Origin of the sequence: Bacillus sp. RCC_6_1 (assembly GCF_041360755.1) — a bacterium.
Taxonomy (GTDB): domain Bacteria; phylum Bacillota; class Bacilli; order Bacillales; family Bacillaceae_G; genus Bacillus_A; species Bacillus_A cereus.
Genome location: NZ_JBFUPV010000001.1, coordinates 1,016,676 through 1,028,957, shown reverse-complemented (window position 1 = coordinate 1,028,957; position 12,282 = coordinate 1,016,676). Strand labels below are relative to the sequence as shown.

Genomic DNA, 12,282 nt, shown 5'->3' with positions numbered 1-12,282 from the left:
GTTTTCTTATTTTTCTTTATTCGCTTTTTTAGACGGTCTTTGTCTAATGAATTGAGATAACATGTACAAAATATATAGTGGAATGGCAATAAATAAGAAAACAGAAAAATTTCCAAATCCTGTTTGATACATTGTAATAATGATTCCAACTAAAAATAGTGTAATAATGATGCTATATCGTGGAATTGGTACATCTTTTAAACTTGGGATACGAATGCGGCTCACCATTAAAAATGCGAACGTTACAAATACGGTAATAAGAACGATTTTTGGAATGGTATGTGAAAATAACGTTAAGAAAGCAACAAGCCCTCCCGCTGCTGTAATCGGTACTCCAGTGAAATATTTCATTGAAGTAGAAGATGGTGTTACATTAAATCGTGCTAAACGATATGCTCCGAAAAGAGGGAATAATCCCGCTATGTATAATCCGATGATTCCGTAGTTTGAGAAAGATGTGTAATACATTAAAACAGCTGGTGCTGCACCAAATGTTACGACATCTGCAAGCGAGTCGAGCTCTTTTCCCATTTGTGAATCAACACGTAATAAACGAGCAACACGACCATCAAGACTATCTAACATCATCCCGATAAGTACTAAAATAGCAGCTGATTTATAATATCCTAAAGATGCATAGCCGATTGATAAAAATCCGCTATATAAATTTCCGAGCGTAAATAAGTTTGGAATAGCTGCTCTATACAAAATCTGATCCCTTGCTTTCTGTAATAAATTCTTAATTAGTGTATGAAAGTTTACTTATTTTATCATACCATAAATTTATTCCTCATACGAAAGAAATTACCAATTTGTGAAAGATTTCATAGAAGGATGGTTTGAAAATTAAGTGAAAATAAAAAGAGGAAGCAACTTGTATAAAGTTGCTTCCTTTACTATTCAAATTTCGTTGTCATCGTTCCAGTTTTATATCGATTATTAGGATCGAAGCGTAATAAATCTCCATAAATTAATTTATCGGAGAGTTTTAATTCTGTTTTTGCTTTTTCAATATACGGCTGGCATAGCGTCATGTCAGCTTCTTCACCCGTACTTCTTTTGTAGCACATATTTTTTGTATAAACATACTCTTCAGAAACAAAGCTACCATCACGCATTACCATAAGCGGGTCTTTCTCTTTAATAAATAAGTCAGTTCCAAATTCAACGGATTTATTTGTTTTAATACCAAGTAAATGAAGGAGCGTTGGCTTAATATCAATTTGACCGGATACTTTAGAAACAACTTTTCCTTCTTGGCCAGGCACATGAATAATAAGAGGGACTCGTTGTAATTGCATAGAATCGAATGGTGTAATAGTATCTTTTCCTAGGAACTGTGCCATAGCTGCGTTATGGTTTTCGGAAATACCGTAATGATCACCATAGATGACAATAACGGAATTATCATACAATCCTTCTTCTTTTAATTGTTTAATAAATAATTTAAGAGCTTCATCTGTGTAACGAACAGTTGGGAAGTAGCGGTTTACAACACCACTTTCCGAGTTGAATTCATCAACATATTGATCTTCCGGATTTAGAAGAAATGGAAAATGATTTGTTAATGTAATAAATTTTGTATAGAACGGTTGCGGTAAAGATTTTAACTTTGGAATAGATTGTTCAAAGAACTCTTTATCTTTTAATCCCCAACCGACAGACATTTGCTCCGTTCCTGCGTAATCATTTAAATTAAAGTAACGATCATATCCAAGCGCAGGATACATTACATCCCGATTCCAAAACGTTTTATCATTTGAATGGAAGACGGCAGAAGAATATCCGTATTTCTTTAATTGTTCTGGTGTCGCTGTGTATTCATTTGTTGCATGAGTAAAGAATACAGAACCACGATCTAGCGGATAAAGTGAGTTTTCAACGATAAATTCAGCATCAGAAGTTTTACCTTGTCCAGTTTGATGATAGAAGTTATCGAAATAGAAACTATCCTTAATAAATTCATTTAAAAATGGTGTAATTTCTTTTCCATTTATTTTTTTATTAATAACAAAGCTTTGTGTAGATTCCATTGAAATTAAAATTACATTTTTACCTTTTGCAGCTCCAAATAAGTTTTTATCAACTTGTTTGTCTTTTGAGTCTGTATAGTTTTTAATTTCAGAAAACCCATCCCCACTTGCAAATACACGCTCAGCTGAGGACTTGGATTGAAGCGTAATATCAAATAGATGATATGTGTATAAACCTAAATTCTTCACGACAGTTTGACGGTCAAATGAGCGTGAGAACATTTGTGGTTTATAAATAACTGATACAACAATTTGTAGTGCTAATAAAGCTGTTACACCGCTAAAGAAAGTTCGCTTCTCTGAGCGGGAAAGTGGTGTTTTGTCGCCAAATGATGGGAATTTACGCGAAATAAACATTAAAATAATTGCATCTGCAAATAAAAGTAATGTTTTGTACGTAAAGAGTTCTTTTATACTTGTCCCTAAATCAGCCATATTGTTTGTTTGGAATAAAACTGGGAAAGTAACGAAATCGTTATAGAACCCATAAAACATTGCGTTTCCAAATAAAATAAATGACAGTATAAAACTGATTCCAATTATAATTCGGTTTCGGTGCTTAGATGCAAGTAAAGCTAAGCCGAAAAATAAAAGTAACGCAGCTAGTGGATTGATAAAAAGCATGAATTCTTCAAAGAAATTATCAATTTTAATATCAAATGCTAGCTTGTACACAATATATGTTTTAATCCATAGTAAAACGACTGCAACGAGTGCAAATCGCAGTTTTGGAAACAGATGTTGTAGCATAATATACTCCTCTCCTAAAAAGCATGACAGTTCTTGAGAGTCAGTTTGCTTAACGACTCATTTTATATATACGAACAGTCCTTTGTTATTATGATTATTATACTATGAGTATCATTATACGAAAATAAAAGAAGGTTGTGGGCTTTTTTATAATAATCGAGTAGAAAAAGAGTGGTGGGAGACAATAAAACAGAATTTCTATGTATGATAATTATTGTACGCAGAAAGAATCGCGTGATAATACGGAGGTTATAATGCGAAAATTATTATATTTTATAGCATGCAGTAGTGTTATACTTTTTACTTCACCGAGTGTGTCGGTAGCCCAATATGATGCACCTCTTATGGAAGATGCACTTTATTCTGTTTTATTTCCAAAAATAAATAAAGCAATTGAAAAACAATATGGAAGTTTGAAACCTTATCAATGTCCTAAAATTATTAGTTTAAAAAAAGTGTATAGCGGTACATATTTATTTCAAGCAAGTATTGAAGTGACAAAGTATGAACGTGTTGCTGGGAAAATTGCTCCACCATTTGAGAAGGTAACGATTACATTTAATAACGAAGAAGGCGAATGGGAAGTAACAAAGGTATTAGTAAAGCGCTTACCAGACGATACGAAATTAAACTGCAAAAAAACAATATAAAAAATTGTTTGACAAATAAAATGGTCCTTTGGTATTGTTAATAGCAACAATTAGATGTTTGAAAATTAAATAGACTTACCTCATCTACTCTCAAAGGTAGAGGCCGCGATAGGAAAGAGTAAGCTATGGGAGATTTAATGGAATCTGTGATCATAGGTTGAAAGGGACTATTGCCGAAATATAAGAATAACCATCTTATTCATATATTGGGACTGCATTGAATAAATGTAGTACTGTCATAAGATTTATTTTATGGAGAGCTATTTGGAGATGTTGATGCGGTTTCTTATTTTGAGGAGATAACAACTCGTTTATTTTTTCAATATATATTTTTCCTAATAAGAAACGCGTGTGAACATTGTTCCGCGCGTTTTTTGTCTATCTAAAAGCGTGCTGCAATGAATAGAAGATTGGGGTTATGAGTTTTAGAGGAAATAAGGGAGGAATTTAAATGTATTTACACGGCACAAGCCGAATTAATGGGCAAGGACACTTAGAAATTGGAGGGTGCGATACGACGCAGCTAGCAAAGCAATACGGAACACCACTTTATGTATACGATGAAGAGTCTATTCGAGGAAAATGCCGAGCATTTCATCGTGCTTTTAAAGAAAGTGGTTTCTCTTATCAAGTAGCATATGCAAGCAAGGCGTTCTTGTGCATGGAGATGTGCCGAGTAGCTCGTGAAGAGAATATGTCATTAGACGTTGTCTCTGGGGGAGAATTATATACTGCGCTCCAAGCAGGATTTCCGGCATCACGTATTCATTTTCATGGAAATAATAAAACAGAAGAAGAAATAGTGATGGCTCTTCAGGCGAATATCGGTTGTTTTGTCGTAGATAATTTCTTTGAATTAGAAGTTTTACACGATTTAGCGATGCAACATGGAAAGTTTGTGAACATATTAATTCGTGTAACGCCTGGAGTAGAGGCGCACACACATGAATATATTACGACAGGCCAAGATGATTCGAAATTTGGATTTGGCGTTTCAAACGGTCAAGCGATGCAGGCAATTAGATTTGCTTTACAAAAATCCAATTATAATGTGCTAGGGATCCATTCACATATTGGATCGCAAATATTTGAAACAGCTGGTTTTGTTCGAGCGATTGAAGTTCTTCGCCAATTTTTAGTAGAAGTGAGAGAGCAAACAAACTATGTAGTAAAAGTGTTAAATGTAGGCGGGGGATTTGGAATACGCTACACAGAGTCAGATACACCATTAACTCTTGAGACATATGTGCGAGCTGTAACAAGTGCAGTGAGAGAACAATTTACTGTATGTGAATATCCATTGCCAGAAATATGGATTGAACCAGGACGTAGCATTGTAGGTGATGCTGGGACAACAATTTATACAGTTGGATCTGTGAAAGATATTCCTGGTATTCGGAAATATGTATCAGTCGATGGTGGAATGACAGATAATTTAAGACCTGCTTTATATAGCGCGCGTTATGAAGCGATGTTAGCGAATCGAGGGAATGATGAGAATGAGGAACTCGTTTCGATTGCCGGGAAATGCTGTGAGAGTGGAGACATGTTGATTTGGGATATTCATTTACCAAAAGTCGCTTCTTCTGATTTACTAGCAGTTTCCTGTACAGGAGCATACGGGTACTCGATGGCGAATAATTACAATCGGATTCGAAGACCAGCCGTTGTCTTTGCAAAAGGCGGAACATCGCAAGTAGTTGTGGAACGCGAAACATATGAAAATATTATTGGGAACGATCGCATACGTATTAAAGAGCTTGTCTAAATAGAAAAAGGGGTTGTTCGGATGGGCAATTCCTTTTTTGTAAAAATAAAATAATTAAAATATATCGGAAAACTAGGATTGAAAAAAATCAGAATTATGATAAAATACAAATACAAAGCTTATCAAGAGAAGCGGAGGGAACTGGCCCGAAGAAGCTCGGCAACCTGCTTATAGAAAGCAAGGTGCTAAATCCAGCAAAATGGAATCCATTTTGAAAGATAAGGTAAAATATATTACCGAACAGTCTTTTCGAAATGGGAAAGATTTTTTTTATGAATAAAAAGGGGGGCTGTTCGCGTGGGTGTACGGGAACATTTTGATGAAGTATCCGAGAAGATTGAAGCGATGCTTGCTGATATGAAATATGGTTCAATTACAATTGTTGTGCAAGATGGAAAAGTAATTCAGTTAGAGAAAAGTGAAAAAGTACGTTTAAAGTGAAAAGCGCTGACTAGAAAAACTAGAGGCGGTTTTAACCTATTTTCATTAGGTTAAAACCGTCTTTTTGCTTTTACAGGGGGAAAAAACATGTTGACGTATGAAACGTGGGAAGAAAATGTTGTTTCGTTTTCGGAAGAAGATGAAACAAAAGGCGCGCTATCAGTATTAAAGTGGGCTTATAAAGAATATAAAGATGAAATCGTCTACGCATGTAGCTTTGGGGTGGAAGGTATGGTATTGCTGCACCTTATAAACCAAGTAAATCCATCTGCTAAAGTTGTATTTTTAGATACAAATGTTCATTTTCAAGAAACATATGAATTAATTCAAAAAGTGCGGAGGCGATTTCCTTCATTAAATATTATAGAAAAACAACCGGAACTTACGCTTGATGAACAAGAGAAGTTGCATGGTGAGAAATTATGGGAAAGTAATCCGAATCTTTGTTGTAAGATTAGAAAAATTTTACCGTTAGAAAAATCATTAGCAGCGGAAAAAGCGTGGATATCGGGCTTAAGAAGGGAACAATCAGAAACACGTAAGCATACAAAGTTTATAAATCAAGATCATCGTTTTCAATCTATTAAAGTTTGTCCACTCATTCATTGGACGTGGAAAGAAGTTTGGCGATATGTATACAAACATAGCTTGCCGTATAACCCGTTGCATGATGTTGGCTATCCAAGTATTGGGTGTGAGAAATGTACGTTACCTGTAGGGGATGGTGGCGATTCAAGAGATGGTAGATGGGCTGGGAAAGTGAAAACCGAATGTGGTCTTCATTACCAATAAGATGAATCTTGAAATAAAGCTAAGAGAGGATATAGAAAAATGAGCATAGTAAACGAATTAGTAAACCGTATAGATGAGACATATGACGTATCACAAATTGAAAAAGAAATTAAATTAGACAATATTGCGTTAAGTGATTTAGAACTATTGGCGACAGGTGGATATAGCCCCCTTACTGGTTTTTTAGGGAAGGAAGATTATGATTCAGTTGTAGAAACGCTTCGTTTAGCAAATGGTAGTGTGTGGAGTATACCGATTACATTACCGGTAACAGAAAAAGTCGCAGAAAGCCTGAAGGTTGGAGAGGAAGTAAAGCTTGTCAACAATGGAAATATATACGGTGTCATTCAAATAGAAGATATTTTTGTACCAGATAAAGAAAAAGAAGCGTTACTTGTATATAAAACAACGGATGAGGCTCATCCAGGAGTGAAAAAATTATATGAACGACCAAACGTTTACGTTGGAGGAACTATTATTCTAACAAAACGCTTTGAAAATAATCAATTTCCTTCTTATCATTTAGACCCAATTGAAACGAGGGAAGCATTTAAAAAACGTGGGTGGAAAACAGTGGTCGGATTTCAAACGAGAAACCCGGTACATCGTGCCCATGAGTATATTCAAAAATCTGCTCTTGAAATTGTAGATGGTCTCTTTTTAAATCCGCTCGTCGGAGAAACGAAATCGGATGATATTCCTGCTGATGTAAGAATGGAAAGCTATGAAGTACTTCTTCAAAAATATTATCCGAAAAATCGTGTCTTTTTAAGTGTATTTCCTGCTGCCATGCGTTACGCAGGACCAAGGGAAGCGATATTTCATGCGTTAGTAAGAAAGAATTTTGGATGTACCCACTTTATAGTAGGGCGTGATCATGCTGGAGTAGGAGATTATTACGGAACGTATGAAGCGCAAGAAATCTTCACAAATTTTACGATAGAAGAGTTAGGAATTACACCACTATTCTTTGAACATAGTTTTTACTGCACGAAATGTGAAGCGATGGCTTCAACGAAAACATGTCCGCACGGAAAAGAAGATCATGTTATTTTATCGGGTACGAAAGTAAGAGAATTATTAAGAAACGGTGAGATTCCGCCAAGTACATTTAGTCGTAAAGAAGTAGTGGAAGTGCTAATTAAAGGCTTGAAAAAAGAAGTAGTAACAGAATAGGGAGAGAACGAGATGGATACGAATATTACTTGGCATACAGCTTCGGTTTCAAAAGATGAGAGAAGAGTGAAGAATGGACATCATAGTTTTGTAATTTGGTTTACTGGTTTATCAGCTTCGGGTAAATCTACAGTAGCGAATGCGGTCGCTCGTAAACTGTTTGAAAAGAATATTGGAAATTATGTGCTGGATGGGGATAACATTCGCCACGGTTTAAATAAAGACTTAGGATTTTCTGAAAGTGATCGCATGGAAAATATAAGACGTATTGGCGAAGTGGCAAAGTTATTTGTAGATCAAGGAACAGTTGTCCTTACAGCATTTATTTCACCATTTCGAGTGGACCGTAAACAAGTAAGAGATTTATTAGCGGCAGATGAATTTATTGAAATTTTTGTGAAGTGTCCGATTGAAGAGTGTGAGAAACGTGATCCGAAAGGGCTTTATAAAAAGGCAAGGAAAGGTGACATTAAGGATTTCACAGGTATTGATTCGCCTTATGAAGAGCCAGCACAAGCGGAATTAATTGTAGAAACGCACAAATATTCTATTGAAGAATGTGCGGAACAAATCGTGAAGTATTTACAAGAGCGTAGTTTTATATAGGGGGATAAACAATGAGTTATGAAAAAGTATGGGCTAACAATGAAAAATTAAATCAGACGGAGAAAAATAAATTAGAAAAAGATGGCTTAGAAATTTTTAATGATATTCCTTACTATGCGGAAAATGGATTCGAATCTATTCCAAAAGAAGAGTGGGATGCCTTTAAATGGGCAGGATTGTATTTACAACGTCCAAAAGAAGCTGGTTATTTTATGATGCGGGTAAATATTCCGTCAGGGATTATTACAAATGCACAGGCAGAAGTGCTTGCTTCTATCGCTGAAGATTATGGACGTGATGTAATAGATATTACGACGAGACAAGCGATTCAGTTTCACTGGTTAGAAATTCAGCAAATTCCAGATATTTTTAATAGATTAGCGAGAGTTGGATTGTCTTCAGCTGGAGCGTGTGGTGATATAACGCGTAATATTACAGGTAATCCGCTTGCTGGCATTGATGCAAATGAATTATTTGATACAACGCATATTGTAAAAGAAGTATACGATTACTTCCAGCATAATGAAGAGTTTTCTAATTTACCACGTAAATTTAAAATGTCTATTAGTTCTAATATTTATAACTCAGCAAACGCAGAGATTAACTGTGTTGCATTTACACCTGCTACGAAAGAAATAGATGGTGAGAAAAAAGTTGGTTTTCATATAAAAGTAGGTGGAGGATTATCAGCCCGTCCGTATTTAGCTGAGGAATTAGATGTATTCGTTTTACCAGAAGAAGTGAAGGCGGTGGCGATTGCAATTGCTACTATATTCCGTGATTTTGGATATCGTGAGAAACGTCATTTAGCGCGTTTGAAATTTCTTGTTGCGGACTGGGGAGCAGAGAAATTTAAAGAGAAACTAATAGAGTATACAGGGCCTTTACAAAGTAAAGGGGAAAGTGCACTCAAAGGATGGAATGCAGGCTATTTTTATGGTGTTCAAGACCAAAAACAAAAGGGATTAAAATATGTAGGTTTTAATGTACCGGTAGGTCGTTTACATGCAGAAGAAATGTTTGAGGTTGCAAGAATCGCAAAGCAATATGGAAATGGACAAATTCGTACATGTAATTCACAAAATTTCATTATTCCGAACGTTCCTCCGGAAAATGTAAAAGGATTACTTAGTGAACCGCTGTTTGAAGCGATATCTGCAAGCCCGAAATCATTTATTGGTCATGCGGTTTCATGTACCGGTATTGAATATTGTAATCTTGCACTAGTAGAAACGAAAGAAAGATTACGTCAAATTGCAGAATACTTAGATACACAAATTGCACTCGATGTTCCAGTTCGAATTCATATGGTAGGCTGCCCGAATTCATGTGGTCAACGTCAAATTGCTGACATTGGGTTACAAGGGGTGAAAATGAAAACGAAGGAAAAAGGCATTGTTGAAGCGTTTGAAATATACGTAGGTGGAACATTGTTAGATGGCGGTGCCTACAATCAAAAGTTAAAAGGAAAAATAGATGGCGAGGATCTACCTGATGTACTTGCATCATTTATAAGTTATTTCAAAGAGAATAAATTACCAGCCGAGACATTTTATGATTTTGTAGGTCGTGTTGGTGTAGATACATTACAAATAGCGTTAAATAACGTGTTAGAAGAAGTCATAGCGTCTTAGGAGGGACGATATGGATTTATATCGATTTGAAGCTGTATTAGTGAGTGATATTGTTCCGATAGTTGTTGTTGCTCAAAGTGAAGAACAGGCATTTAAGCTTGCGGAGATTGAGCTTGAAAAGCATTTTTTACCGTTGCCAGAGGTAAAAGAGATTTCTTTGTTTGAAAAAAAGAAGATTCGAAAAGGTGGGGCATTTGTTATCCATGAGTAGAGATCAGTAATACGAAAAAATAAAAACTTCCATTCTTATATACGAATGGAAGTTTCATTTTAATAGAAGAAATGAGGAGAGATGATGGGAAAGGTTTATATTGTTGGAGCGGGTCCTGGCGATCCAGATTTAATTACTGTTAAAGGGTTGAAATGTATTGAGAAGGCAGATGTTATTTTATACGACCGACTTGTGAATAAAGAGCTGCTTTCACACGCAAAGCCTGACGCGGATTTAATTTATTGCGGAAAACTCCCGAATTATCACACGATGAAGCAAGAGACAATTAACACGTTTCTTATTAAGTATGCGAAAAAAGGAAAAGTTGTAACGAGGCTTAAGGGCGGCGATCCATTTGTGTTTGGTAGAGGGGGAGAAGAAGCTGAAGCATTAGCAAAGCAAGGTGTACCATTTGAAATCATTCCTGGTATTTCAGCTGGAATAGCTGCTCCTGCTTATGCGGGCATTCCAGTGACGCACCGTGATGCAAGTGCAAGTTTTGCTATTGTGACTGGGCATAGGAAAGAAGGTGCTGAAGAAGAAGTGAAATGGGAAAGTTTAGCGAAAGGTGTAGAGACTTTAGCGGTATATATGGGGGTTAGTAATTTGCCCTACATATGTGAGCAACTTATGAAGCATGGAAAAGATAAAAGTACGCCAGCCGCTATTATTGAGCAAGGGACGACGTCTATGCAACGCACAGTTGTTGGAACGTTAGGGACAATTGTAGATGTTGCGAAAAAAGAGCAAATTCAAAATCCGAGTATGATTGTAATTGGAGAGGTTGTCCGTTTTAGAGAAAAAATTCATTGGTTTGAGAAGCAGACAGAAAATGCTTATCAAGTAAGTGGAGTGTTGTAAAATGAAAGCCGTCTTATATATATGTCATGGAAGTCGTTTGAAGACAGCGAAAGAAGAGGCGATTCAATTTATTACATCGTGTATGAGCCGTATAGAAGCGACTATTCAAGAAGTTTGTTTTTTAGAGTTAGCGAATCCTTCTATTGAAGATGGTTTTCGTACATGTGTGAAGCGTGGGGCCACTGAGATTATTGCTATCCCTGTTTTTTTATTAGCGGCAGGGCATGTGAAAAAAGATATCCCTTTTGAATTGGAAAAATTAACTAATCAATTTTCGGATGTTAAAGTGACCTATGGTAATCCGTTTGGTGTATCAGAAACACTTGTTAAATCGGTGTATAGCGGAAGTGGCATCGAACAGGAAGATAAAAATGAAGTGACGTTACTTCTTGTTGCAAGAGGGAGCAGTGATCTTGAAGTATTAAGAGATATAAACTGGATTGCTTCTTTATTTCAAACAAAAGAGAAGGTTAAAAAAGTAGAAGTTTGTTATTTAGCGGCTGCAGAGCCAAAATTTGAGGAGAAGTTAAAGGAAGTTGTAGAACAAAAAGAAAAGAACATCGTTGTACTGCCTTACTTGTTATTTACAGGTTTACTTATGAAACATATTGAGAAAGAAGTGCGCCAATATGAATTGGGAGAGATAAAAATCAGTCCATATTTAGGGAAGAATGAAGCGTTTCAAGATATGTTAATTCAGAAAACGACGGAGTTATTGAAAGGAGATCAGTATGTATCCACTTACAGTGCGAGTTAATGAGAAACGCGTTGTTGTTATTGGTGGGGGAAAAGTTGCAGGATTTAAAATTATTCCTTTACTCAAACAGGGTGCGGATATAGTTGTGATAAGTCCAGAATTAGATGCGAATTTAGTAAAACTTGTGGAAGAAAAGAAAATTCGTTGGTATCAAAGAGAATATGAGAAAAGTGATATTAAAAGTGCTTTTTTAGTTGTTGCAGCGAGTAGTGATTCAATATTAAATGAACAAGTTGCTGAAGATGCCGCCGAGAATCAATTAGTAAATGTTATTACAAATCCGGAAAGTGGTAATGTTCATTTTCCGGCAGCAATTCATCGTGGTTTACTTAATATAGCAGTTTCTACTGGGGGAGCGAGCCCTAAGCTCGCAAAAAAAATTCGAGATGAGATTGCAAATAAATATGATGAGACATATGAATCGTATTTAGATTTTTTATATGAAGTAAGGGTGAAGTTAAAAGATTTACAGTTAGAAAAGAGAGAGCGAAATATATTGCTCCAAGAAGTGTTGAAATCAGTATATGTGCAAAACGAGGGGAAAAGAGAAAGTTTTTTACGAGAATTAGAGGAAAAGGTTTTAAAATAATAAAAGATAAAGTG

The 12,282-nt window shown here is 35.9% G+C and carries 13 protein-coding genes and 2 riboswitches; of the genes, 11 read left to right on the top strand and 2 right to left on the bottom strand.

What is annotated here, in order from left to right:
* Nucleotides 1-6: 6 nt before the first annotated feature.
* Together pssA and AB6801_RS05130 are read right to left on the bottom strand one after the other, a co-directional pair.
* On the bottom strand, nt 7-708 hold the full coding sequence (pssA, locus tag AB6801_RS05135; RefSeq protein WP_000285417.1) for a CDP-diacylglycerol--serine O-phosphatidyltransferase: 702 nt from the start codon (nt 706-708) through the stop codon (nt 7-9).
* Nucleotides 709-896: 188 nt separating this feature from the next.
* Nucleotides 897-2,783: an LTA synthase family protein gene (locus AB6801_RS05130; protein ID WP_000939082.1), complete on the bottom strand. Its 1,887-nt coding sequence runs from the start codon at nt 2,781-2,783 to the stop codon at nt 897-899.
* Nucleotides 2,784-3,037: 254 nt separating this feature from the next.
* Here AB6801_RS05130 and AB6801_RS05125 point away from each other — a divergent pair, with 254 nt between their 5' ends.
* The 11 genes from AB6801_RS05125 (at nt 3,038) to AB6801_RS05075 (ending at nt 12,268) form a co-directional block, all read left to right on the top strand.
* Nucleotides 3,038-3,433, top strand: a complete 396-nt coding sequence (locus AB6801_RS05125) for a DUF3888 domain-containing protein (protein WP_001228824.1) — start codon at nt 3,038-3,040, stop codon at nt 3,431-3,433.
* An 89-nt stretch (nt 3,434-3,522) separates the two neighbouring features.
* A riboswitch (Lysine riboswitch) is annotated at nt 3,523-3,704 on the top strand.
* A 180-nt stretch (nt 3,705-3,884) separates the two neighbouring features.
* Nucleotides 3,885-5,201: a diaminopimelate decarboxylase gene (gene lysA / locus AB6801_RS05120; RefSeq protein WP_000280649.1), complete on the top strand. Its 1,317-nt coding sequence runs from the start codon at nt 3,885-3,887 to the stop codon at nt 5,199-5,201.
* Between the two features lie 116 nt (nt 5,202-5,317).
* Nucleotides 5,318-5,426, top strand: a riboswitch (SAM riboswitch).
* Between the two features lie 72 nt (nt 5,427-5,498).
* A complete protein-coding gene (locus tag AB6801_RS05115; protein ID WP_000538896.1) occupies nt 5,499-5,642 on the top strand; it encodes a YezD family protein in 144 nt (47 codons plus the stop codon).
* 87 nt (nt 5,643-5,729) lie between these two features.
* Nucleotides 5,730-6,434, top strand: coding sequence for a phosphoadenylyl-sulfate reductase (locus AB6801_RS05110; RefSeq protein WP_000959013.1), 705 nt, complete (start codon nt 5,730-5,732; stop codon nt 6,432-6,434).
* A gap of 39 nt (nt 6,435-6,473) precedes the next feature.
* Nucleotides 6,474-7,610, top strand: a complete 1,137-nt coding sequence (gene sat, locus AB6801_RS05105; protein ID WP_000029494.1) for a sulfate adenylyltransferase — start codon at nt 6,474-6,476, stop codon at nt 7,608-7,610.
* Between the two features lie 12 nt (nt 7,611-7,622).
* Entirely contained in the window at nt 7,623-8,216 is a 594-nt protein-coding gene (cysC, locus tag AB6801_RS05100; RefSeq protein ID WP_087948087.1) for an adenylyl-sulfate kinase, read from the top strand.
* A gap of 11 nt (nt 8,217-8,227) precedes the next feature.
* Nucleotides 8,228-9,850: a nitrite/sulfite reductase gene (locus AB6801_RS05095; protein WP_097998911.1), complete on the top strand. Its 1,623-nt coding sequence runs from the start codon at nt 8,228-8,230 to the stop codon at nt 9,848-9,850.
* A gap of 10 nt (nt 9,851-9,860) precedes the next feature.
* Nucleotides 9,861-10,061: a DUF3906 family protein gene (locus AB6801_RS05090; protein WP_000366919.1), complete on the top strand. Its 201-nt coding sequence runs from the start codon at nt 9,861-9,863 to the stop codon at nt 10,059-10,061.
* Between the two features lie 84 nt (nt 10,062-10,145).
* Nucleotides 10,146-10,922, top strand: a complete 777-nt coding sequence (cobA, locus tag AB6801_RS05085) for a uroporphyrinogen-III C-methyltransferase (RefSeq protein ID WP_000521255.1) — start codon at nt 10,146-10,148, stop codon at nt 10,920-10,922.
* Nucleotide 10,923: 1 nt separating this feature from the next.
* The gene (locus AB6801_RS05080) at nt 10,924-11,679 is read left to right on the top strand and encodes a sirohydrochlorin chelatase (RefSeq protein ID WP_097994919.1); all 756 of its coding nucleotides are present in this window, start codon (nt 10,924-10,926) and stop codon (nt 11,677-11,679) included.
* On the top strand, nt 11,654-12,268 hold the full coding sequence (locus AB6801_RS05075) for an NAD(P)-binding protein (protein ID WP_000283363.1): 615 nt from the start codon (nt 11,654-11,656) through the stop codon (nt 12,266-12,268). The genes AB6801_RS05080 and AB6801_RS05075 overlap by 26 nt, the downstream gene beginning before the upstream one ends.
* Nucleotides 12,269-12,282: the final 14 nt, after the last annotated feature.

Excerpts from the sequence above, each read along its gene's own strand:
- AB6801_RS05095 (WP_097998911.1), top strand. The coding sequence starts at position 8,228 with ATGAGTTATGAAAAAGTATGGGCTAACAATGAAAAATTAAATCAGACG.
- AB6801_RS05090 (WP_000366919.1), top strand. The coding sequence starts at position 9,861 with ATGGATTTATATCGATTTGAAGCTGTATTAGTGAGTGATATTGTTCCG.
- lysA (WP_000280649.1), top strand. The coding sequence starts at position 3,885 with ATGTATTTACACGGCACAAGCCGAATTAATGGGCAAGGACACTTAGAA.
- AB6801_RS05110 (WP_000959013.1), top strand. The coding sequence starts at position 5,730 with ATGTTGACGTATGAAACGTGGGAAGAAAATGTTGTTTCGTTTTCGGAA.
- AB6801_RS05075 (WP_000283363.1), top strand. The coding sequence starts at position 11,654 with ATGTATCCACTTACAGTGCGAGTTAATGAGAAACGCGTTGTTGTTATT.
- AB6801_RS05080 (WP_097994919.1), top strand. The coding sequence starts at position 10,924 with ATGAAAGCCGTCTTATATATATGTCATGGAAGTCGTTTGAAGACAGCG.
- cobA (WP_000521255.1), top strand. The coding sequence starts at position 10,146 with ATGGGAAAGGTTTATATTGTTGGAGCGGGTCCTGGCGATCCAGATTTA.
- cysC (WP_087948087.1), top strand. The coding sequence starts at position 7,623 with ATGGATACGAATATTACTTGGCATACAGCTTCGGTTTCAAAAGATGAG.
- sat (WP_000029494.1), top strand. The coding sequence starts at position 6,474 with ATGAGCATAGTAAACGAATTAGTAAACCGTATAGATGAGACATATGAC.
- AB6801_RS05125 (WP_001228824.1), top strand. The coding sequence starts at position 3,038 with ATGCGAAAATTATTATATTTTATAGCATGCAGTAGTGTTATACTTTTT.
- AB6801_RS05130 (WP_000939082.1), bottom strand. The coding sequence starts at position 2,783 with ATGCTACAACATCTGTTTCCAAAACTGCGATTTGCACTCGTTGCAGTC.